Genomic DNA, 21,779 nt, shown 5'->3' on the forward strand with positions numbered 1-21,779 from the left:
TTGAAGAGGTTGTTAACTATGAATCACCCTAATCAAAACTCAAACTATTCAAAGTCTTCTCCTGTAGGCGGTAGCGGTTCTAGTTCTATAGGAGAACCTCCATCTAGTTCCGTCCTTTGATCCTCTAGTGCTGCCAGTGTTTCAACTCGGACTGCCCTAATTGTCTTCTGAACTTCAACCGGTTCTACTGCTATAGCCTCCTTCTGTCCCGGTCCCAAACCATAGGCTAGTGTAGTAGTCTGGTAAAATCTCAAAAGGTCGAATGATTGTACCTCTCCAACAATTCCATTAGTTACTGACACAGTTTCACCACCTTGAAGAACTACCGTATCTCCATCCTGACCAGATACCCTAATCCCACTATTAGTAAGGGAGAAAACCTGTGTTGTGTTGTTGGCAGAGTCGTGTCGCACAATTACAGCACTACTGCGCGTTGGTCCTAAAAGCAGATTTTGGTCTTGAGATGGTTCTGAAAGCTTTGCTCCCAACTCCACCAAAGAGTTTCCTGGCGTTCTAATTTCAGTCAGAACGCTATTTGGTGGATTCATCGTTAGAAGAGTTCCTTGATTTAGCTTAAAGATTGTCGCTTCTGTAATTAAATCAGATTGCTCTTGAGCTAAACGTTTGACTGCAATGGAATTCACTTTTTGGAGATGATGTTTTTGAGATATAAAATCTATTTTTGTAGGAGTTAAAGCAAGATTAAAGCGCTCCAAACCAATATCTTCTATGTCTGGTCTTTCTTTAAGTTTAAGACGAGTAAGTCCCTTTTCAAACTCAAATTTAGCACCAGGTAAAAATCGCACAAAAGTTCCCTCATTAAACAGCAGGTCTGCATTTGATCTTGAAGTTTGATCCACAGTCAATCGAGCCGGAGGCTGTAAAACTTTTCTGAGAATATTGTCAAGCTTTTTTTTACCTTGATAGGCACTTACTCGACCGGAATAATCACATATCCTTGCCTGGTTGAGATTATTTGTTGCTGACCCAGGTTCAATGCATTTTTGAGCTTGTACAGGGCATTCGCATTGTTGAGCTTGTACGGAAACTGAAAAAAACAGTCCAATAAAACTACTAGCAACAAATCCTTGATTAAAAAAGAACTTATGTTTCATCAGGTATCATCTCTCTATATATTTTGCAAAAAAGCAGCAAGTAATTTCCTATTGATAATAGTCAATAGAATATGGTTTAATTAGCAAAAATCATCATTTATTAACGTCAGTTTTGGATGAGGACGAGGGAAGCAGGTAGACTGAAAGTGTCAACCGTCAACCCCCCGCTTGCTCAGGGTAAGCGCATATTGTCAATAAACTGGGGGTAGTTATCAATAAACCCGGTCTTGTCTTGATGCAGTCGCTCATGGTTTGAATTTACCGTAAGATAGGGTCGCCTTATTAAAAAATATTTAACCCTTTTCTGCATAACCTGCTAACTATAAAGGCTCCACTATCTAAGGTTTTGTCTCCGGGGAAACCCCCAAGACCGCGCTGCATCGCTATTTTGCTTATTGACAATGGATTTTATAGAGATAGTGTTCATTCAATTCAATAAACACTATATGTAGGAATCAAAAAATTAGATGCGTTTACCCTGCCCGCTTGCCCCCCTGGGGATTGAGCCACTATTGGAGCTATTCACACTAAGCTCAAGAAACTGCCAGCTAATAAACTTTGACCTGATGACCAAATTCTTCGTGCCATTTCTGCTTTTCTCCAAAATTACTACTTAAGGTAGATGCACATTATGTTTGTTTGATTAGACACATCCCGTTCGTTTAGGGTGTACTACAGATAATATAGGATATTTCTATTTCTAAGATTTTCCCTAAGACCTATCTTGTGATTAGATAGTTTTGTAAGAGAGTTACGAGTAGCAGCCAACAATTGAACGAGTTCAACTCTTCACCCGTACCATCAAGAGGTGGTAACAAGCTGGAGTTGGTGATCTATGTTACCCTGATCTGATTATACTGAGTACTTACCCACTAAGCTTATTCCTATCCGAAATGTTTCTAAAATTTTTAGTTCTCTAACTAGTGGTCTATCAGTTTTAATTGTGTGACTATAGGGTTTACAAATGAGATGTAAATTTAGGAGGTCGTTTTTTATTGTCCAATAAAACTCTGAATCTCTTTTACCTCTTGCTTTTTGCCTCTTACCTTTTGCCAATTCCTGCCAGAAATGGTTTACAACCCATATATAAAACAGGCTTCTATGTGGCACAGGCTCAGGCTTCTATGTGGCACAGGCTTCTAGCCTGTGACCTAACGAATGCTTACCTCTTGTCTTGATGCAGCGCGGTCTTGGGGGTTTCCCCCAAGACCGTAATGGTGCGTTTGACCCGTAATTAAATTCGCCACGGGTCGCACCTCTGCATGGCTTATTCAAAAGCACCTCAAGTAGCACCATTAGTAGCGCGTAGCGCTATATAGCAATCCTAAATCAATTGAGAGAATGTTTGTTCCCTGTTCCCTACTCCCTGTTCCCTGTTCCCTGTTCCCTTTGCTATAGCTGTTCGCGTAGCGTGCGCGTAGCGCATAAGCTGATAGCTTACAAACCATCTTTAATAAATATCCTTAGAGTTAGCATTCAAGTAAGGACGCTTCAGATCAATTCCAAGCAAAGAAAAGTTGTGGAGGATAAAATTCATCCGACCTTCTGGGGAGTCGTGACCTTGTAGCCAAGCTTCTAGTAACGCATTAGCAACAATTTGGCAGCGATTCATCCCAAAATCTTCTTTAGCTGTAAATTTATAATCCGGTTCTTCTGATAGAGCCAGTCCTGGTAGCAGCTGCTTGGTAAACAGAGGCACCACTCCATCTGGAAGTTCCAGGGGTTTGTACTTTGGATGAGTAATATAGAAATTAGATTGAATCTGAACATTGTTAAGAATATCATAAAAAACATCAAACAATCCAGGTATAGAAGAATCCAGTCGTTGATTTCGTAAAGCATCCAGTAATTCCATAATCAAAACCTTAGGACTTAGGCAGGAATACGGCTAGGACAAGTGAGTTCAGAGAATTATGAATACGTTGAAAATGTTAACGTTTTGATTAACGATTGCAGTACCACCGTTTTTAGCGATCGCGATTCGTTCCAAATCCACCTCATTACTAATGAGAAAAGGCTGGCCTGCGCCGACAAAGTCTTTGGGAATAATGCGAGGGTGTCTGTTGTCTTCGCCTCCTTCAATCTTGTCGAGCTGATCTTCTGACACATCTGTCATGAAGTCCAAATCTTTGATGGAATCCATAAAGCTTTCCGAAGTTGAAAACAGAGCAGAACCAGCAGGACGCTAATTATAAATTTCCATCTCATCCATATTGAGTACTATCCCTTTTCAAAAGGTTTAATTTGGGTTAAACTTGCTTTAGAGAATCGATCCAGTAATGACGATTATGGGTAGGCATTAAACATCAGGGCAATCATATATATATCGCCCAAAGTTTAGTTATTCCTTCCGCAGCCAGTAAAGCAGTTTTTCGTCCCAGTTAGGAATAGTTTTTTTCTAAACCCTAGAGGTTTGGCGAAGGATAAAGTAGACTTTGCCAATCCAGAGTAAAATCCTTCACCTATTCTTCCTGGATCAACTCTCTAGTGCCAAATTTATTGATGCAATGATTGGTTGTTGAAACCAACCTAGTTGTATTTAATAAGATAACTATATAAATTCCTGCTGTCTCGCCATTGTGGCCCAAAGGTTTGTTTAAGGTTAACAAGTTTAAGGTTAACAAGTTTAAGGTTAACAGGTTGAAGGTTAATAGGTTGAAGGTTAATAGGTTGAAGGTTAACAAGTTGTTCGCGTAGCGTGGCCAAAGGCCAAGGTTAACAGGTTGAAGGTTAATAGGTTGAAGGTTAACCGGTTGTTAGCCCTTGGCATCCCTTGTAGGGTAGGTTGAAAGTTATTCACTGTTGAGGGAACAGGGAACAGGGAACAGGGAACAGGGAACAGGGAACAGAGGGTTCACAACTGGAAGATTAGAACCTCCAACCTGCAACCTTAAACCTTCAACAACCTCCAACCTTGGCCAAAAGGCCACGCTACGCGAACAACCTTCAATCTTCAACCTCCAACCTTCAACCTCCAACCTTCAACCTTCAACCTCCAACCTCCAACAACCTTCAACCTTCAACAACCTCCAACCTTCAACCTTCAACAACCTTCAACCTCCAACCTCCAACCTCCAACCTTCAACCTTCAACCTTCAACCTTCAACCTTCAACAACCTTCCACCTCCAACCTCCAACCTCCAATCCAAATAGCGTTAAATCTTGCAAGTTAAATCACCAGTCTTTTGGCTAAAGCGTAGGTTTTCGCCATAGTCCACCGGACAATCAATCACTGCAGGCACATCTTGAGCTAATGCTTCTTCTAGGATAGGAATCAACTCATCCACTGAATTGACACGATAGCCTTTTAGTCCCATACTTTCAGCAAATTTGACAAAATCTGGATTGCCAAAATTCACGAAAGCCGACTCACCAAAGTGATTTTGTTGCTTCCAATCAATCAAGCCATAGCCACCATCATTGAAAATCAGTGTCACAAAGGCAGTCCCTACTCTGAGTGCTGTTTCAAGTTCCTGGCAATTCATCATAAAGCCCCCATCACCAGTGACTGCCACGATATTCCGATCCGGATAAACCAGCTTAGCCGCTAGTGCTCCTGGCAAAGCAATCCCCATCGCTGCGAAACCATTAGAAATGATACAGGTATTGGGACAATCACAATGGTAATGACGAGCCATCCACATCTTGTGAGCTCCTACATCAGAGATCACAATATCTTCTGGTTCCATGACCTGGCGTAGGTCATAGATCAGTTTTTGCGGCTTGATCGGAAAACCTTCATCATTAGCATACTGTTCGTAGTCCTCTCGGATTTCCGACCGAAGTTCAGCAGCGGATGGTATCGGTTTACCTTCCCGGTCTCCCTGCTTCATAATTTCCTTAAGAGAGTCAGAAATATCCCCTACTACCTCCACTAAAGGAATGTAGCTTTTATCAATTTCTGCTGGACTGGCACCGATATGAATAATAGGAATCTTGCCCTCTGGATTCCACTTTTTGGGAGAATATTCAATCAAATCATATCCCACCGCAATCACCAAATCCGATTGCTCAAAAGCACAGGTGATGTGGTCCCGTTGTTGTAATCCCAAAGTCCACAAGGCCAGGGGATGAGTGTAAGGAATACACCCTTTACCCATGAAGCTATTGACCACTGGAATATTCATCCGGGTGGCAAATTCGGTTAAGGCTTCAGCAGCACCAGCACGAATTGTGCCATTACCCGCCAAGATTAGGGGATTTTTCGCCTTAGAAATTGCCACAGCTGCCTTACCCAAACTACGGAAAGACGCAAAGGTTTTTTCCCGACCATCTTTGCCTAGGGATTGGCTATTGACTGGCATAGCCGCAATGTTTTCTGGCAAATCTATGTGTACCGCTCCTGGTTTTTCGGTCTGAGCGAGTTTAAACGCTTTACGGACAATTTCTGCTGTCGTATCAGGGCGAACAATTTGCCGGTTCCACTTAGTCACTGGAGCAAACATTGCCACCAAATCCAAGTACTGGTGGGACTCAATATGCATCCGGTCCGTTCCCACCTGACCAGTGATTGCTACTAGGGGTGCTCCATCCAAATTGGCATCAGCAACCCCAGTCATTAAGTTAGTTGCCCCTGGACCAAGGGTAGACAGGCAAACTCCAGCCTTTCCTGTCAGCCGTCCGTAAACGTCTGCCATAAAGGCTGCTCCCTGTTCATGACGAGTGGTAATAAATTGAATTGAAGAATGTCTGAGAGCTTCTAGAACATGGAGATTTTCTTCTCCAGGTAGTCCAAAAACGTACTCGACTCCTTCGTTTTCTAAGCAATGTACCAATAGTTCAGCGGTATTCATGTCACCCATATCTAATCATCCCTGGTATATAGGTTTTTGGTATCAAAATAATCTTTGATTGTAAAAAATAATTTTTAGATTTATTTTGAGATTCCTTTTTAGCTTTTTCTATTAGCTTTCGTCCATATTTGTTATTATTTCATGACAAAAGATTTAGCATTTGATATCCGGTGTATGCCAATTTATCAGAAGTTAAGTGGGGTTGGGGCAATGTTAAAGTAGCTTTTGATAAGCTTTTGATAACCATGAAAGAAGCAGAGTACTGAGTTGTATGGCAATTCTGGCTTCTATCTGGGTAACTTTAATAAAAGTTAACAGTAAAAAGTTGATATAAAAAAGTTAAAAATGTTACCTAAAAACTTTTTATTTTCCCCTTCACCAGCACCACAGGGATAGAGACGGATACACAGATAGCTTCACCAACAAGGTAAATTTTAAGAATAGTGCTGAGTCCTGATTCCTGATTCCTGAGTCGGAGAATCCGTCAGTAGTAACTGTCACTGTTCAGGATTTAAATAGAATTGCTATAGGCTAATGGTTGTAAGCATTCAGCAGTCAGCCGTCAGCTGTCAGCTTATTTTATTCAAAAGTACCTCAACTAGTGTGGCACAGGCTTCGACGCTGGGACTTGACCCATAAGCACGGCTGATAGCACCTCAAGTAGCACCTCAAGTAGCGCATAGGCTGATAGCTGATAGCTGATAGCACCTCAAGCAGCGTGCGCATAGCGCATATGCTTACTAATGGTTTTAGCCTAATACCTAGAATTTTTACTTCACCCAAACAGTTTTGATGTTTACGAACTCATGTATCCCTTGAATGCTTAGTTCTCGCCCATACCCAGAACGTTTGATCCCACCGAAGGGTAAACGGGGGTCGGATTTGACTAAGCCATTGATAAAAACTGCTCCAGCTTCAAGTTCATCAATCAGCCTGGGGATTTGCTCCTCATTGGTTGTCCAGGCACTGGCTCCTAATCCAAATACTGTGGAATTGGCAAGCTTAATAGCAGCATCAATATCCGGAACTCTAAACAATAGGGCAACAGGGCCAAAAAATTCTTCGTTATCAGCTGGAGTGCCTGGTGGGAAGTCAGTTAGAATTGTGGGGGGGTAGAAGTTACCAGCGCGATCGCTTAAAGGATGGCCACCGATAAGAACCTTTGCCCCTTGTTCAATGCAGGCTTGTACCTGTTGGTCTAAGTCTCTAAGAATACCAGGGGTTGCCAACGGACCAATATCGGTATCTTCCGCCATGGGATCTCCCACTTTCAGGGCTTGGAATTTGTGCAGTAGACGTTGCTGAAATTCATCGGCTACTGCGTCCACCACAATAAACCGTTTCGCTGCAATACACGATTGACCGTTATTGAGCATCCTAGCAGTCACACCCGTAGTAGCTGCTGCTTCTAAATCGGCACTTTCTAGGACAATAAACGGGTCACTTCCCCCTAGTTCCAGGACAGTTTTCTTGATTTGTGTCCCAGCCGCAGCCGCTAAAGCAGCTCCTGCTAGCTCACTACCAGTTAGGGTGGCAGCTTTGACCCGTGGATCCTGAATTACTGGCTCTACTTGGTCAGCACCAATCAGTAAGGTCTGAAACACCCCTTCCGGAAATCCTGCTTCAGCAAAGATTTGCTCAATGGCTAAGGCGCATTGAGGCACATTAGAGGCATGTTTGAGCAACCCCACATTTCCCGCCATCAATGCTGGAGCAGCAAAACGGAAGACTTGCCAAAATGGAAAATTCCAGGGCATGACTGCTAGAATTACTCCTAGAGGTTGGTAGCGCACAAAGCTTTGGGTGGCATCGGTAGAGGCTGGGACATCTGCGAGGAATTCAGCTGCGTGTTCAGCGTAGTACCGACAAACCAAAGCACATTTTTGCGCTTCTGCGATCGCACTTTTGAGGGGTTTTCCCATCTCCGTGGTCATCAGCTCGCCGAATTTGACTCGATCCCGCTCTACAATCTCCGCCGCTGCGTTTAGCCACTCTGCTCTTTGCTCCATTGATGTTTGGCAGTATTGCTCAAACGCCTCTTGGGCAATTGCTAGCTTGGTCGCAATGGACGACGGACTCTCTGGCTCAAAGGTTTTGATGGTTTCCCCGGTTGCTGGGTTAACTGTAGCGATCCCCATGGCTTCCTCCTCCCCCCAATGGGGATAGTACTTCCAATTCTTTGATTATAACTAAGTATTTACACTATGACTTATTTTTGCCAAAATGGCTTAATAGTTTGATATACTTTTAAAAAGCGTCAACCCATTGCCCTAGAAACTACCAGTCAAGGAAGTGTTAACCTAATCTCAAGTTTTATCCTACTACCACAAAATTTATCTCACCAGTTTTTAAAACAGTTATCAACCCAATTCTATGGATTAGGGATTAGAGCTTAGGGGTTAGGGATTACAGCTTAGGGGTTAGGGATTACAGCTTAGGGTAATGGTGTCAGGTATTAGGTATTAGTTAAAACAGGGGCATTTGATTACCTCCTTGCTAAAAAAGGCGCGCTTCATAGGCTTATCATAATACCCTTAGCCATTAAACCTAGATCCTAGAACCTTAAATTAGTAGTTTTATAATTTAGATTATACTCTGATATAGAAACTAATGACGAGAGCTAGATTGTGCCGTATTTAATTGCTAAATCAGAGCCGAATAACCAAGAAAGTTATAAATTGAGCAGTGGAGCCAATACCATAGGACGGGAAATAAATAATAGTATTACCGTAATTCATAAAAGTCTTTCCCGTCATCATGCTCAGGTCACACTCACGAATGATCGGGTTATCCTAAAAGACTTAGGTAGCCTAAATCACACGTTTGTTAATGACGCCAAAATTGACCAGTGTGAGCTCAAAGACGGAGACTTAATACGTCTGGGCAGTGTAATCTTTGAATTTGTGAGTGATGATGGCAGAATCACCCCAAATATCTTGAAGGATAATGATTCCAACTTTTCGATTGTCAGCAGGTTATCCCCAGAACAAACCCGTGTCGAAATTCAGGAATTACTGCACCATGACAGTTTAACTTATAAAGGCTCAGCCCTGAAGCTGCGAGAGCAAGATACAGGTCAACGCTCAGTAGACAAGTTAAAAATCTTATTGGAGGTGAGTAAGCAACTTTCCTCTCCCGATGAGCCTGATCACTTGTTGAGAAAAATTCTTGACCTGCTGTTCGAGATTATGAATGTAGACCGGGCAATCATCCTCATGGTTAATCAAGACACGGGAATGCTAGAGGAAAAAGCTGTCAACTCCCGAACAGGCATACCCACCCATGAGCGATTTTATAGCAAACGAATCACCAATTTCGTACACCAGAAGGGGGATGGGGTTTTAATTGCTGATGCTGCCATTGACCAACGATTCAGTAATTCCCAGTCAGTGCTCCAGCAAGAAATCCATGCCTCCATGTGCGTACCCCTAAAACCGAGAGAGGAAGTGATTGGGGTATTGTATGCGGACAATCTCTCTAGAGCCAATATTTACTCTCAAGAAGACTTGGAGTTTTTGACGGCTCTGGCTAACCAAGCTGCGATCGCAATTGACAATGCTCAACTTTACCAGAAGATGCAGGAAGAAGCAGTAATGCGGAGTAAATTTGAGCTTTTCTTTCCAGAAGCTGTGAGTAAAAAGCTCAAGGAAGAAGGCCACTTGGAAATTATAGATACCGAAGTAACCGCTCTGTTTGCCGACATCAGTAAATTTACCCAAATGTCCTCTCGGATGAAGCCACGCCAAGTGATTGAGATGCTCAATGAGTACTTCCAGGTGATGGTAGAGGATATTGTGTTTAAATACGAAGGCACTTTAGAAAAATATATTGGCGATGCCTTACTGGCTGTGTGGGGAGCCCCCTATTGCCAACCGGACGATGCTGACCGAGCCGTTCAAGCTGCGATCGCAATGCAACGGGCAGTTATTCACCTGAATCAGGATTGGTTCCAGCGGCGCAATTTAGAGATTGAAATCCACATTGGACTCAATACTGGCAAAGTCGCAGCAGGTAATATCGGTTCACAGAAGCTGATTCAATACGCTACTATCGGTGACACTACCAATGTTACTAGCCGCATCTGTAGTGCTGCTCAGGAGGGAGAGATTCTAATTTCCCAAAGCACCTTCGACAAGCTGAGGGATAAAACTCTACCGTTGGAAAAAATGTCCCCGGTTAAGGTTAAAGGTAAAGACCAGCCCCTCCAACTGTACCGCCTAGGGTGGGATACTTAATTCCAGGGAAGCTATAAAAGTTAAAGGTTGAATGTTGTTCGCGTAGCGTGGCCTTTTGGCCAAGGTTGAATGTTGAAGGTTGAAGGTTAGAGGTTACAGGTTGAAGGTTAGAGGTTACAGGTTGAAGGTTACAGGTTAGAGGTTACAGGTTACAGGTTGAAGGTTAGAGGTTACAGGTTACAGGTTACAGGTTACAGGTGATCAGGTTAGAGGTTACAGCTTAGAGGTTAGAGGTTAGAGGTTAGAGGTTACAGGTGATTAAACCTTCAACCAAACAACCTTCAACCTTGGCCAAAAGGCCACGGGTGCGCGTTCAACCTGCAACCAAACCACCTTGGCCAAAAGGCCACGGGTGCGCGTTCAACCTTCAACCTTCAACCTTCAACCAAACAACCTTCAACCTTCAACCAAACCACCTTCAACCTTCAACCAAACCACCTTCAACCTTCAACCAAACCACCTTCAACCAAACCACCTTCAACCAAACCACCTTCAACCAAACCACCTTCAACCAAACCACCAAACCACCATCTGGTCAAGTTGGAAACCCAAAATCCAAATAGCCCTTTAAAATATCATGTGTATAACTTGTTGTGTCATGGTTGGTGCATAAATTGGCACGGCTCAGCCGATAAGTAAATATAGATACCTAGCCAAAATTGACTGTTGCTAGAACTCTACTGATTCGATGCCTAAGTCCTGTACCAGCTAATTCAGATGAGTCTGTGCATTAATCCCAACTGCTCAAATCCCCGCAACCCTGACAGTAAACTATTCTGTCAGAGTTGTAATTCTGAGTTGTTGCTGGAAGGGCGCTATCGAGTGATCAGTCAACTGGGAAGTGGCGGTTTTGGCAAAACCTATGAAATTGTTGATCCTCAAGGCAACCCTAGAGTCCTGAAAGTTCTAATTAAGAATAGTCCCAAGTATATTGAACTATTCCAAAGAGAAGCCGAAGTTCTCGCCCGACTAGAGAATAGTGGCATTCCCAAAGTAGAACCTGATGCCTACTTCACAGTCCACCCCAGAGACAGGGACGAGCCAGTTCATTGTCTGGTGATGGAAAAGATTCAAGGATTGAATCTAAAGCAATACATCCAAAAGCGGGGTGCTCCCATTGACCAGAAAATTGCCATTCGGTGGCTGATCCAGCTAGCTGCCATCTTACAGGCAGTACACAGTCATAACTTTTTCCATCGGGATATCAAGCCCTCTAACATTATGCTCAGGACAGATGGACAACTGGTGTTAATTGACTTTGGCACTGCCCGGGAAATTACAGGTACCTTTGTGACCAAAAAAGCCACTGGTATGGTAACAGGGGTAGTTTCCGCAGGGTATACACCACTAGAGCAGCTTAACGGTCAGGCAGTCCCCCAATCAGACTTTTTTGCTTTGGGGCGCACCTTTGTTTATCTACTCACTGGTCAAGACCCGAGTAAATTTTATGAATCCTATAATGATGAGTTAAGCTGGCACGACAGTGTTCTGAATATTTTGCCACAACTGGCAGATTTCCTCGACTATCTGATGGCTCGTTTACCCAATCAGCGTCCCCAAACTGCTGAAGAAATTTATCAGCAGTTAGTAGATATTAACAATGCGTTGTATCCCACCAAGATACCTTTCCATACCAAAACTAGCCAAGCCTCCAAAGAAACAAAAAGCCATAAGTCAAGAATCAGTAATGGTTCTTCCCCAAGACGGCCAGCCAGTACAACTCAACCCTGGGTTAGTCCTACACCACTGCCAATTTCTTCTGCCCCTAATCGGAATAGTAATTTACTAGACCCCAATTTTGTAGCTCTTTGCCAACAGGAACTCGCTGAGTTAATTGGCCCGATGGCTACCATTGTCTGCCAGCGTACTCTTGTCCAGCATCCTAACTCTTCCGCCCAAGAATTTGTAAAAGCTTTATCTCAACAAATTCCCAATCAAAAATATGCCCAAGACTTTCAACGGCGTTTAATGTCATCGGGTCAGTTATAGCGCTACGCTTAGCGTCAGAAGTCAGAAGTCAGAAGTCAGAAGTCAGCTAGACTCACGTTTCGGAGTTTAGGAGCGATGCAGCAAGGGAACAGGGGGTTTCCCCGGAGACAAAACCTTAGATAGTGGAGCCTTTATAGTTAGCAGGTTATGCAGAAAAGGGTTAAATATTTTTTAATAAGGCGACCCTATCTTACGGTAAATTCAAACCACTCGCTATTGCATCAAGACAATGTCCTAATCTCAATGGGTAGTGCTATATAAGTAATACTTAGTAATCATTCAGCCATCAGCTTAGCAAGCATTTAGTAATTTGGGATTACTAATTAGTTTCTGAATTCAGCATATTCATCGCCATTTCTAAACTAACTTTCATCCGATTCAGAGATTTGGCGAGTATACCAATTTCATCATCTGAATCATGGTCAAATTCTCCAGCCATATTGCCAGTACTCACTTCCTTAGCTAATTGAGCCATCTGCTTAAGAGGTTTGGTCACCGATACCTTGAGGAAACGATTAATCAGCAAGATGGCTACCAGGAAAAAACCAGTAATAATCCCAATCACCAATACCTGTAACTGCTTAGCAGAATTAAAGATTTTAAACCCTGGCACTGATACAATTTTTGCCCCAACAATTTCATCGAGCTTCCAACCAAAACCATGCTGATCACCGTAGGTAGCAATTTGGCTAGCAGGGGCGGCTTCAGGAGTACTGTGGCATCGTAAACAGCTTTTTTCAGAAACGGCGAGAGGACGGGCAACATAAAAAATTTTTCCACTAGGAAGAGAGCGAAAACCGGTTTTTTCTGTTAGATATGGCTGCTGTCGAAAACTCTCCACGATTTCAGTCTCGAAACTATCAGCTTTATCTCTGAGGTTAGTTGGATTAAGGGTCGCTTCTTTATAGAAAAAATCACGATATTGCTCACGTTTACGTAAATTTTCAAAAACTTCACGAGCTGAATAAGCAGGTACTGTTTGGGGTAAAAATCTGTCTTCATTTTCTAATCGATCAGCTAATTCTGGATTCACTTGATTATTGGTATACTCCCGCACCGAACCCATGGTTTCGATCAGAATTAGGGCTTGGTCAGTTACGAGTTTTTCGGCATAGCCTTCTAAAAGTTGAGACAAAACCAACCCACCAGTCAGTACAAGTCCTATAAAAATGGATAGCAATAGTAAGTTTACCTTGATTCCTAAATTAAGTTTTTTTAACATTAGCCATCTCCCATAGTATCATTAGTGCCACAGCTGTTTTAGTTCTTAAGGTAATTAATTATGTTTTACCGCCGTCTATTCTTGTTGAATCTTATATTGATTTTTACAGCTTGTAACTCACCGGATACCCCTAGGCTAGGGAAATTAAGTATTGGGATCGTAAGTTACGGGGAAAGCTATCGCTTCATAGAGCGATACTCAAAGCTAATCGAATATCTTGGTGCTCGACTTAAGATGATTATAGAATTAGAACCGATGTACAACGAGCGCAGAGCACTAACTTTGATTAAGCAGAGCAAGTTGTCTATCGTGTTTGCTCCTCCTGGTTTAGCAGCCATCGCCATTGCTGAGGCACAGTACATACCAGTGCTACCTCTCCAAGGAGTCAAAAAGTCGCGCTCAGTCATCGTAGTAGAACTCGAAAGCCCGATCCAACACTTGACTGAACTAGCGGGCAAAGTCATTGCTTTAGGTCAACCCGGTTCTGCCACAGGATATTATCTGCCAATCTACAATCTCTACGGTCTGACCCTAGCGGAAGTGCGTTTTGCCCCCACACCAAAACAAGTCTTAGAGTGGATTGCCTCTGAGGAGGTAGTCGCTGGAGCGTTGTCTTTAGAAGAGTTGGAACGCTACCGCCTAGACTATAGTCAAACCAGGTTCCGGATTTTATATATAGATTCTCATAAAATTCCCAGCGGTTCTATCCTGATCGGACCAACAGTCGAGAGAAATCTACAACAGGAGATCCACAAGGCACTAGAATCTGCCTCCAGCAGCATGGCAGCATCAGCAGGATACATCCCCAATGCTAAAGCACCTGATTATGATTACTTAATTGAGGTGGTTCAGAAGGTTAGACCGATTGCCGAACGGATTCAAGAAAAACCATTCCCTTTATACAGCCTTCCATTTGAGTTGTAAAACTTCCAAACAAGGGGATAAACCGGCAGTAGCGGAAGAGAATCGATTATATTACCATTGGGGATTTTTAACAAATAATTTAGGATTGCTACATAAGCGGTTGGCAATGTGAATAGTGGCTAGGTAATCGCCTTTGCCTACTTAGCAAGTTTGCAGTTATTTAATATAATCAGCAGGATTACCTATCTTTATTTTTAGTAAAGGTAATTGCCATCAGAATTCGCTCAATAAGATTCATGGCGGGAAATAAATAACTTATTAAGATTAGAATAATCTTTATATGATAAGGATTACATTGGGTGCATCTCAATGCATGCAATTAGGCAAAAATTATCATAAAATCTCCATAATTCCCACAATACCCGCGCCCCCGCCCCACAATACCCGCGCCCCCGCCTTAGATTCGCTAGCTTGACATAATTTATTCAACTATATTTTTTTTAAATAAATAATTTAACTAGAAATTTAAAATATCGGTCTTTTTTTAAAGTTCGCTTATAGTTTATATTTTTTCCTGAACCATTACCGAGCAAGATGTATCAGTAATTAGAGGAACATTGATACGGATATCGGTTATGCGAATTTACACTCCTATTGCTTTAATTACTGTTTTAACCATCTGGTTTGGGGTTAATTTACCGATGATTGCCCATGGCTCAAATGCACCACTAAACTATAGTAATGATTGTCCCAGTTTAGTAGAGCAAACAGGACAAATTTTTTCTTATGGAAGAAAAGAAAACCACAAATTTGTCTCATCACCAGTAATTCCAACTACCCTGATCGCCCATCGTGGTAGCGGACGTCTGTCTCTTGTGTGAGAGTCAACTGACTGGATTCAGTTTGATGGCATATCTGGCTGCATTTCAATCCCACTGTTGGGTACGAGTAGCGGGCTACAGTGGGAAAGTGCTAATTCAATATAGTGTACTTGTAGTTGACTTATTTTATATAATATATTGGAAAAGACATGATTAGGGTGCCTCTTAATTCGTCAATTTTCTGCCAAGCAACCTCAGCTCGCTTTCTTCGATGACAGTGAGTTAGTTCTAGTGTGGAAAAATGAAACTAAATAAGCTTGATAACCAACGGAAGTAGATGTGATTGCCCCTAAGATGATCAACCAATCCGATCTGATCAAAACCCTAAGCCCCAGTGCAATGGATCAGATCATGCTATACCTGGCTTTCAGCGCCCTGCGGACGAGTGGACACCGACATGGGGCGTTTTTAGATGCAGCAGCAACCGCTGCCAAATGTGCCATTTACATGACCTATCTGGAGCAAGATGGCAATATCCGCATGACTGGGCATTTGCATCACATTGAGCCAAAGCGGGTAAAGGTCATTGTTGAGGAAGTTCGACAAGCGTTAACAGAAGGGAAACTGCTCAAGATGCTGGGGTCTCAGGAACCTCGCTATCTGATTCAGTTTCCCTATGTCTGGATGGAACACTATCCCTGGCAACCAGGGCAATCTCGTATCAATGGCACCAGCCTTGACCTGGAAGAAAAGCGCAATCTTGAGATCAAGCTGCCAGATCACCTGCCGGATGCCCAGATCATTAATTCCTTACAATTCTTTGAATTAATAGAATTTCTCCACCGGAGATCTCAAGAAGACTTACCACCAGAGCGACGTCTACCATTGAGTGAAGCTCTAGCTGAACACATCAAGCGTCGCTTAACCTATTCAGGAACTGTCACCAGAATCGATCACACCGGTGGCTTACCCTACTACGCTCTAACCAATGCATATTACTCGCCAGTAGATGACAAAGCCCGCACCTACACCATGATTGACGAAACAGCGCGATACTTCCGGTTAATGAGAAACTGGGCAGAGCGTCAGCCGCAAGTCATGCGAGGGTTGGAGGAACTAGATATCCCGCCAGAGAAAATCAATCAGGCCATGGAAGAGTTAGATGAAATTATCCGCCAGTGGGCAGATAGGTATCACCGGGATGATGGTGAACCAATGGTTCTACAGATGGTCTTTGGACCAAAATCTGAATAAAGTATGAAGTATGAAGTATGAAGTATAAAGTGGGAACTCGGAAGTCGGAAGTCTAACGCTATCTCAATTTATTAGATTGATTAGTTGCTTAGCAAGTTGTATGTTTTCATCCTTCATCCTTAATACTTCACGATTAACACTTCATGCTTCGCAATTAACACTTCATACTTCATGCTTCATGCTTCATGCTTCATACCTGGCTGATCCAGTGCCATGCTAGAGCTAACAGCACAACAGCGATCGCACCAATCATCGTATTAATAATATTCACGACTTCATTGGTCAGCCATTCTAATTTAGATTGTAGTGTCGCACCAATTACACTCTCCAGATTGGTGGCGATGAAGGCAGCAATAACACAGAAAAATACTCCTGTCAAGTTAACCAAACCAACGCCCCAACCCACAAATGCGATCGCAGCTGATGCAATTACTCCAGCTAGGGTTCCCTCCAGACTTACAGCTCCTTCTGTTCCCCGAGCTACTGGCTGTAAGGTAGTAATCAGGAAAGTCCGTTTGCCGTAAGCCTTACCCACCTCACTGGCAGTGGTATCGGACAGCTTAGTAGCAAAACTAGCGACATAGCCCAGTAACAATAACTCTTGGTAAGGAGCATCCACTAGTAGGGTACCCAAGGCACAAATCGCTCCAGTCAGTGCTGAACCCCAAACATTCTCTGGTCCCCTAGCACCGGAACGCTTTTCCGCAATTCCTGCCGCTTCCTTTTGCGCCATGCCAATGCGGGTGACACCAGACCCTACCAAAAAGTAAAATCCGACTACTGTGTAACCCGGCCAGTTCAGAGTACCCCAAATCAGTACCCCTAATATCCAAGCGTGGACAATCCCAGCAGCAGTGAGTAACTTTTTGGGAGCAATCCATACCATGGCTAGGAAAACTGTGTTCACTCCAACAGCAACTAGCCAAGGATTTAAAGAAAGAATATCATCAAGCATAGCAAAATAGTTATATTGGTAATTGGTAATTGATAATTGCTCTAGCAGTTATCAATTGGGTGAGGTACAAATTATTGGGTGTTATGGAGTAGGGAGTAGGGAGTAGGGTTATCGGGCGAGGGTATGGGGAGAATGCTAAAAAATCCTGTGTACCTCATCAGTATGAGAATTACTAGAAGTGGTAATTAGTAATTGGTAATTGGTAATTGTGATTGCTTCTGAGCCATTACCCCACTACTCATTGCCTATTCCCCATTATCCAAAAAACCAACAACAAAGCACACTACTGAAGCAATCGGATACCAGATTAGTTCAGATTCTTGAATAAAGTTGAATTTATTCAAAACCTTGGCCAAAAGGCCACGCGTGCGCGTTCAACCTACCCTACAAGAGATCCCTGGGCAAGAACAACCTTAAACATTCAACCTTCAAAACCTTGGCCAAAAGGCCACGCGTGCGCGTTCAACCTTCAAAACCTTGGCCAAAAGGCCACGCGTGCGCGTTCAACCTTCAAAACCTTGGCCAAAAGGCCACGCGTGCGCGTTCAACCTTCAAACTTTAAAACCTTGGCCAAAAGGCCACGCGTGCGCGTTCAACTGTCAAAACCTTCAACAGTTTTCCCTTCAAACCAAAACTTATGAAACCAGTGCTATTTCATCTCGCATTTCCCGTTACCGACATTGAGCAAACTAAAGTTTACTACGGTGATGGACTTGGCTGCGAAATCGGTAGAGAATCTCGCCATGCGGTGATTCTGAATTTATACGGTCATCAACTCGTGGCTCACCTAACCAAAGAACCCCTGACACCTCAGCGGGGTATTTATCCTCGACATTTCGGGTTAGTTTTTACATCCCTGGCTGATTGGGAAGCCTTACTTTCCCGTACTCAACAAAAAGAATTACCCTTCTACGAGCAACCCAAGACTCGCTTTCCCGGTCAACTTACAGAGCATCGCACCTTTTTCCTCCAAGATCCATTTTATAACTTAATGGAGTTTAAGTTCTACTCTGATGGTTCAGCAATTTTTGGTGGACGTGAGTTGGCAGAAATTGGCGATCGCGTTTAATCCAAATCCTTTTCAGCAATTCTAAAACAGGGAAAAAACCCAAGAAGGGTTGATTAACAGGAAGGTTGATAAAAGTAGAAAAAACCCCTTACTCAGTAAGGGGTTTTTTCTGCTAAGCTCACTGGAACTACTGATACCAAGTCCCTATAACTTCCACAGGCATAAACTGTGCTTTGGATCTGTGACGGTGCGGGTTATAGATGATGGCACTCCTGAAGGTGTTCACCCCGGCACCATCACTCACACTGTTACAGCCACAGATGACGAAACCAACTATCCCGAAGATACTGAACTTACTCCTGTCACCCTTGAAATTACCGATAATGACCCAGGGTCATAACTTGAGCTGATTGAGAATCACAACTAGCCCCCCAAAACAGCGGGGGGAGAAGAGTAACGTTTGCTATAGTGATTCAAAATGTTTAGTTAGTTATCTATAGCAATAGCTAGTACCAATTGCTAATTAGGGATAGCTGCATCAGAATTGGCTTCGGGTTTGGGTCTATAGGAATTGGCTAAAGGGATTCCGGACACCCACTGGTATAGGTATCCATCTGAGTTATCCATCCTCTGGCAATACAAATGCCCGACCGGGTTTCAATTTGTCTTAAAACCTTTCCCCAATTAATTTGACCCAGCGATTTTATTCTCTTCCCCTTGACCTACTACTGTTCACCGGGAAAGTACCGAACTTACTGTGGCGCTAACTAGGGATTTTACATAGACTTCTCGAAAACTTTGCATTTATAATAAAGTACTGGCTTAGCCCCCTTGAAAACTGCCCCAAACCGATCAGAGACTGGAGTTGTTCAGGCATGAGCCTTTCAGAGGTGTTTTGTGAAAAAAGTTTTAGGAATCATTCTCGGCGGTGGTGCAGGAAGCCGCTTATATCCACTAACCAAGCCCCGGGCTAAACCAGCGGTGTCATTGGCAGGCAAATACCGGTTGATCGATATTCCTGTCAGTAACTGCATTAATTCTGAGATTTACAAAATCTATGTCCTAACCCAATTTAACTCAGCATCTCTCAATCGCCACATTACCCGTGCCTATAATTTCTCTGGCTTGACAGAAGGGTTTGTTGAAATTTTACCAGCCCAAAAAACTGCCGAAAACCCAAGCTGGTTTCAGGGAACAGCAGATGCGGTTCGTCAGTATCTCTGGTTATTTGATGGCTGGGATGTTGATGAATACCTAATTCTATCCGGAGACCACCTCTACCGGATGGACTATCGGTTATTTCTCCAACGTCACCGGGACACTAGAGCGGATATTACTCTGTCGGTTGTGCCTATTGATGAGACACGGGCATCTAGCTTTGGCTTGATGCAAATTGATGATCGGGGCAAGGTGATTGACTTTCGCGAGAAACCCACAGGGGAATTGCTCAAACAAATGCAAGTGGATACTACTGTGCTTGGGCTTACACCAGAACAAGCCAGAAATAGTCCTTATATTGCTTCTATGGGGATTTATGTCTTTAGTAAAGCAGTGATGAAAGAACTCCTCGAAGCTAATTCTGAGCACACAGACTTTGGTAACGAAGTTATCCCAGCCTCGATGCAAAAGTATAACATTCAAGCTTATTTATTTAATGATTATTGGCAAGATATCGGCACTATTGAGGCATTCTACAATGCTAACTTATCCCTGACTCGTCAACCTAAGCCATCCTTTAGCTTTTATCAGGAAGATGCTCCGATTTACACCAGGGCTCGTTATCTACCGCCCTCAAAGCTTTTAGACTGTCGGGTAACAGAGTCAATCATTGGGGAAGGGTGTATTCTCAAAGACTGCCGCATTAATAACTCGGTATTGGGATTGCGATCGCGAGTGGAAGCTGGAACAGTTATCGAGGACTCTTTAATTATGGGGGCTGACTACTATCAATCTTTAACAGAACGTCTATCAGCCCAAGAACAAGGCCAAGTGACTTTAGGGATTGGTAAGGATACTGTTATTCGTCGTGCAATTATCGATAAAAATGCTTGTATCGGTAACAATGTCAAAATATTCAACAAGGATCGTGTAGAAGAAGCCAACTGCGAAAGCGAGGGATTTTATATTCGTAATGGCATTGTTGTAGTGCTCAAAAATGCCGTAATTCCCCATGGAGCCGTGATTTAGTCCTATGGGGTGGAAACGGTAAGTTCATCTACATCAAAATTAGGCGCTAGGCAAACTTACCCTAGGGATAGGGATTAGACATGCTTAGCCTAGGCATTAATTACTACAAGCATTAGCCTAACACCTTGCTACCGAAGACCTTGCCCTAACCCTGAAAACAGCCTTGACAGAGTATTTAACATGTACGGAAATTGCGATCGCACCAGTGAGGAAGAACCGAACTAAGTTTAGTTGAAACCTTTGTTACCCTAGCGTTGAGGTAGATAAACCATAATCCAAGGGCAATAACTTACCCGTTACGATCTTAGACGATTAGGAGAAACTCTTGATGGCTGCGACCGACTTCAAAGACTATTACTCCATCCTAGGAGTCAGCAAAACTGCTAGTGCTGATGACATTAAAAAGTCCTTTCGCCGTTTGGCCCGGAAGTACCACCCAGACCTGAATCCTGGGGACAAACAAGCCGAGGCTCGCTTTAAGGAAGTCAATGAAGCCTACGAAGTGTTATCTGACTCGGACAAACGGAAGAAATACGATCAATTTGGTCAGTACTGGAAGCAAGCGGGACAAGGATGGTCTGGTGGTAGTGGAGTCGGTGTTGATGTTGGTGGCTTTGATTTTAGCCAGTACGGCAGCTTTGACGAGTTCATTAATGAATTGTTAGGTCGCTTTAGCACTGGTGCGCCCGGTGGTGGAAGCAGAAGTAGTCATAGCTACTCCTACCGTACAAGTACTTCTAACTCTAATGGGTTTAATGATTTTGGTGGTTTTAGTGGCTATAGCAGCACCTCGGGCTTTAACAACACTACGGGAGCAAGTGCTGACCGGGAAGCAACCATTAGCCTCAGTTGGTCTGAAGCCTTTAATGGTGTCCAAAAACGTTTCAGCCTAGGTAGTGAAACTATAACTGTTAGGATTCCCCCTGGTGCCAAACCCGGTAGTCGTATTCGGGTGCGAGGCAAGGGTCAGGTCAACCCTCTGAATCAGCAAAAGGGAGATTTGTATTTGAAAGTAGAACTCAAATCTCACTCTTTCTTTGAGTTCGATGGTGAGAATCTGGTTTGCGAAGTGCCAATCACACCAGATGAAGCCGTTTTGGGTGGGTCAATCGACGTACCAACTCCAGATGGCTCTGTGAGTATGAATATTCCTGCTGGTATTCGTTCTGGTCAATCTCTGCGGTTGCGGGGTAAAGGCTGGTCTTTACCTAAGGGTGGACGTAGTGATCAGTTAGTGCGAATTACGATAGTAACTCCGAAAAACCTCACCAATCAGGAGCAGGAGTACTATGAAAAAATCCGTGAAAGTCGCCGCTTCAATCCCCGGAGTCACTA

Annotated in this window: 22 protein-coding genes; 12 read left to right on the plus strand and 10 right to left on the minus strand. The window is 43.3% G+C overall.

The genetic code is table 11. The features are described from left to right. Window positions 1–44: 44 nt before the first annotated feature. Window positions 45–1,115, minus strand: coding sequence for a hypothetical protein (locus tag F6K51_RS06340; protein WP_293018971.1), 1,071 nt, complete (start codon window positions 1,113–1,115; stop codon window positions 45–47). Between the two features lie 995 nt (window positions 1,116–2,110). On the opposite strand from F6K51_RS06340, the gene F6K51_RS06345 reads away from it, so the two are divergent. Then, window positions 2,111–2,293: a hypothetical protein gene (locus F6K51_RS06345; RefSeq protein WP_293018972.1), complete on the plus strand. Its 183-nt coding sequence runs from the start codon at window positions 2,111–2,113 to the stop codon at window positions 2,291–2,293. 117 nt (window positions 2,294–2,410) lie between these two features. On the opposite strand, the gene F6K51_RS06350 is transcribed toward F6K51_RS06345, so the two are convergent. From F6K51_RS06350 to F6K51_RS06370, 5 genes are all read right to left on the minus strand, one after another. After that, the gene (locus F6K51_RS06350) at window positions 2,411–2,563 is read right to left on the minus strand and encodes a hypothetical protein (RefSeq protein WP_293018973.1); all 153 of its coding nucleotides are present in this window, start codon (window positions 2,561–2,563) and stop codon (window positions 2,411–2,413) included. Between the two features lie 2 nt (window positions 2,564–2,565). Then, the gene (locus F6K51_RS06355) at window positions 2,566–2,970 is read right to left on the minus strand and encodes a T3SS effector HopA1 family protein (protein WP_293018974.1); all 405 of its coding nucleotides are present in this window, start codon (window positions 2,968–2,970) and stop codon (window positions 2,566–2,568) included. A gap of 48 nt (window positions 2,971–3,018) precedes the next feature. Further along, window positions 3,019–3,258, minus strand: coding sequence for a hypothetical protein (locus tag F6K51_RS06360; RefSeq protein WP_293018975.1), 240 nt, complete (start codon window positions 3,256–3,258; stop codon window positions 3,019–3,021). A 386-nt stretch (window positions 3,259–3,644) separates the two neighbouring features. Further along, the gene (locus tag F6K51_RS06365) at window positions 3,645–3,821 is read right to left on the minus strand and encodes a hypothetical protein (protein WP_293018977.1); all 177 of its coding nucleotides are present in this window, start codon (window positions 3,819–3,821) and stop codon (window positions 3,645–3,647) included. Continuing rightward, the gene (locus F6K51_RS06370) at window positions 3,793–3,915 is read right to left on the minus strand and encodes a hypothetical protein (RefSeq protein ID WP_293018978.1); all 123 of its coding nucleotides are present in this window, start codon (window positions 3,913–3,915) and stop codon (window positions 3,793–3,795) included. Before F6K51_RS06370 ends, F6K51_RS06365 begins: the two co-directional genes overlap by 29 nt. Before the next feature lie 2 nt (window positions 3,916–3,917). Here F6K51_RS06370 and F6K51_RS06375 point away from each other — a divergent pair, with 2 nt between their 5' ends. After that, on the plus strand, window positions 3,918–4,268 hold the full coding sequence (locus tag F6K51_RS06375; protein WP_293018979.1) for a hypothetical protein: 351 nt from the start codon (window positions 3,918–3,920) through the stop codon (window positions 4,266–4,268). 2 nt (window positions 4,269–4,270) lie between these two features. Here F6K51_RS06375 and F6K51_RS06380 read toward each other — a convergent pair whose 3' ends face one another. Together F6K51_RS06380 and F6K51_RS06385 are read right to left on the minus strand one after the other, a co-directional pair. Continuing rightward, complete coding sequence (locus F6K51_RS06380) at window positions 4,271–5,908, minus strand: acetolactate synthase large subunit (RefSeq protein ID WP_365939916.1); 1,638 nt, start codon at window positions 5,906–5,908, stop codon at window positions 4,271–4,273. Between the two features lie 770 nt (window positions 5,909–6,678). Continuing rightward, window positions 6,679–8,046, minus strand: coding sequence for an NAD-dependent succinate-semialdehyde dehydrogenase (locus tag F6K51_RS06385; protein ID WP_293018981.1), 1,368 nt, complete (start codon window positions 8,044–8,046; stop codon window positions 6,679–6,681). Window positions 8,047–8,535: 489 nt separating this feature from the next. Here F6K51_RS06385 and F6K51_RS06390 point away from each other — a divergent pair, with 489 nt between their 5' ends. From F6K51_RS06390 to F6K51_RS06400, 3 genes are all read left to right on the plus strand, one after another. Further along, complete coding sequence (locus tag F6K51_RS06390) at window positions 8,536–10,143, plus strand: adenylate/guanylate cyclase domain-containing protein (RefSeq protein ID WP_293018982.1); 1,608 nt, start codon at window positions 8,536–8,538, stop codon at window positions 10,141–10,143. A gap of 254 nt (window positions 10,144–10,397) precedes the next feature. After that, the gene (locus F6K51_RS06395) at window positions 10,398–10,706 is read left to right on the plus strand and encodes a hypothetical protein (RefSeq protein WP_293018983.1); all 309 of its coding nucleotides are present in this window, start codon (window positions 10,398–10,400) and stop codon (window positions 10,704–10,706) included. Window positions 10,707–10,860: 154 nt separating this feature from the next. Further along, a complete protein-coding gene (locus tag F6K51_RS06400) occupies window positions 10,861–12,132 on the plus strand; it encodes a serine/threonine-protein kinase (protein ID WP_293018984.1) in 1,272 nt (423 codons plus the stop codon). Window positions 12,133–12,451: 319 nt separating this feature from the next. Here F6K51_RS06400 and F6K51_RS06405 read toward each other — a convergent pair whose 3' ends face one another. Beyond that, window positions 12,452–13,354, minus strand: coding sequence for a DUF3365 domain-containing protein (locus tag F6K51_RS06405; protein ID WP_293018986.1), 903 nt, complete (start codon window positions 13,352–13,354; stop codon window positions 12,452–12,454). Window positions 13,355–13,414: 60 nt separating this feature from the next. Between F6K51_RS06405 and F6K51_RS06410 the strand changes: the two genes are divergently transcribed. The 3 genes from F6K51_RS06410 (at window position 13,415) to hetR (ending at window position 16,293) form a co-directional block, all read left to right on the plus strand. Further along, entirely contained in the window at window positions 13,415–14,278 is an 864-nt protein-coding gene (locus F6K51_RS06410) for a PhnD/SsuA/transferrin family substrate-binding protein (RefSeq protein ID WP_293018988.1), read from the plus strand. Between the two features lie 575 nt (window positions 14,279–14,853). After that, the gene (locus F6K51_RS06415; RefSeq protein WP_293018990.1) at window positions 14,854–15,099 is read left to right on the plus strand and encodes a hypothetical protein; all 246 of its coding nucleotides are present in this window, start codon (window positions 14,854–14,856) and stop codon (window positions 15,097–15,099) included. A 294-nt stretch (window positions 15,100–15,393) separates the two neighbouring features. Beyond that, complete coding sequence (gene hetR, locus F6K51_RS06420) at window positions 15,394–16,293, plus strand: heterocyst differentiation master regulator HetR (protein ID WP_287247612.1); 900 nt, start codon at window positions 15,394–15,396, stop codon at window positions 16,291–16,293. A gap of 190 nt (window positions 16,294–16,483) precedes the next feature. On the opposite strand, the gene F6K51_RS06425 is transcribed toward hetR, so the two are convergent. Then, complete coding sequence (locus F6K51_RS06425) at window positions 16,484–17,248, minus strand: TIGR00297 family protein (RefSeq protein ID WP_293018995.1); 765 nt, start codon at window positions 17,246–17,248, stop codon at window positions 16,484–16,486. Between the two features lie 637 nt (window positions 17,249–17,885). Here F6K51_RS06425 and F6K51_RS06430 point away from each other — a divergent pair. From F6K51_RS06430 to F6K51_RS06445, 4 genes are all read left to right on the plus strand, one after another. Beyond that, on the plus strand, window positions 17,886–18,317 hold the full coding sequence (locus F6K51_RS06430) for a VOC family protein (protein ID WP_293018997.1): 432 nt from the start codon (window positions 17,886–17,888) through the stop codon (window positions 18,315–18,317). A 187-nt stretch (window positions 18,318–18,504) separates the two neighbouring features. Continuing rightward, window positions 18,505–18,657 (plus strand): hypothetical protein, encoded by a 153-nt coding sequence (locus F6K51_RS06435; protein ID WP_293018999.1) that lies wholly within the window; start codon window positions 18,505–18,507, stop codon window positions 18,655–18,657. 497 nt (window positions 18,658–19,154) lie between these two features. Next, entirely contained in the window at window positions 19,155–20,444 is a 1,290-nt protein-coding gene (locus tag F6K51_RS06440) for a glucose-1-phosphate adenylyltransferase (protein ID WP_293019000.1), read from the plus strand. Window positions 20,445–20,772: 328 nt separating this feature from the next. After that, on the plus strand, window positions 20,773–21,779 hold a 1,007-nt coding region (locus tag F6K51_RS06445), incomplete at its 3' end, for a DnaJ C-terminal domain-containing protein (RefSeq protein ID WP_293019001.1).

It is taken from the genome of Moorena sp. SIO3I8 (assembly GCF_010692325.1).
Lineage (GTDB): Bacteria > Cyanobacteriota > Cyanobacteriia > Cyanobacteriales > Coleofasciculaceae > Moorena.

Excerpts from the sequence above, each read along its gene's own strand:
- F6K51_RS06400 (WP_293018984.1), top strand. The coding sequence starts at position 10,861 with ATGAGTCTGTGCATTAATCCCAACTGCTCAAATCCCCGCAACCCTGAC.
- F6K51_RS06430 (WP_293018997.1), top strand. The coding sequence starts at position 17,886 with ATGAAACCAGTGCTATTTCATCTCGCATTTCCCGTTACCGACATTGAG.
- F6K51_RS06410 (WP_293018988.1), top strand. The coding sequence starts at position 13,415 with ATGTTTTACCGCCGTCTATTCTTGTTGAATCTTATATTGATTTTTACA.
- F6K51_RS06425 (WP_293018995.1), bottom strand. The coding sequence starts at position 17,248 with ATGCTTGATGATATTCTTTCTTTAAATCCTTGGCTAGTTGCTGTTGGA.
- F6K51_RS06385 (WP_293018981.1), bottom strand. The coding sequence starts at position 8,046 with ATGGGGATCGCTACAGTTAACCCAGCAACCGGGGAAACCATCAAAACC.
- F6K51_RS06360 (WP_293018975.1), bottom strand. The coding sequence starts at position 3,258 with ATGGATTCCATCAAAGATTTGGACTTCATGACAGATGTGTCAGAAGAT.
- hetR (WP_287247612.1), top strand. The coding sequence starts at position 15,394 with ATGATCAACCAATCCGATCTGATCAAAACCCTAAGCCCCAGTGCAATG.
- F6K51_RS06415 (WP_293018990.1), top strand. The coding sequence starts at position 14,854 with ATGCGAATTTACACTCCTATTGCTTTAATTACTGTTTTAACCATCTGG.
- F6K51_RS06355 (WP_293018974.1), bottom strand. The coding sequence starts at position 2,970 with ATGGAATTACTGGATGCTTTACGAAATCAACGACTGGATTCTTCTATA.
- F6K51_RS06350 (WP_293018973.1), bottom strand. The coding sequence starts at position 2,563 with ATGGTTTGTAAGCTATCAGCTTATGCGCTACGCGCACGCTACGCGAAC.
- F6K51_RS06340 (WP_293018971.1), bottom strand. The coding sequence starts at position 1,115 with ATGAAACATAAGTTCTTTTTTAATCAAGGATTTGTTGCTAGTAGTTTT.
- F6K51_RS06380 (WP_365939916.1), bottom strand. The coding sequence starts at position 5,908 with ATGAATACCGCTGAACTATTGGTACATTGCTTAGAAAACGAAGGAGTC.
- F6K51_RS06405 (WP_293018986.1), bottom strand. The coding sequence starts at position 13,354 with ATGTTAAAAAAACTTAATTTAGGAATCAAGGTAAACTTACTATTGCTA.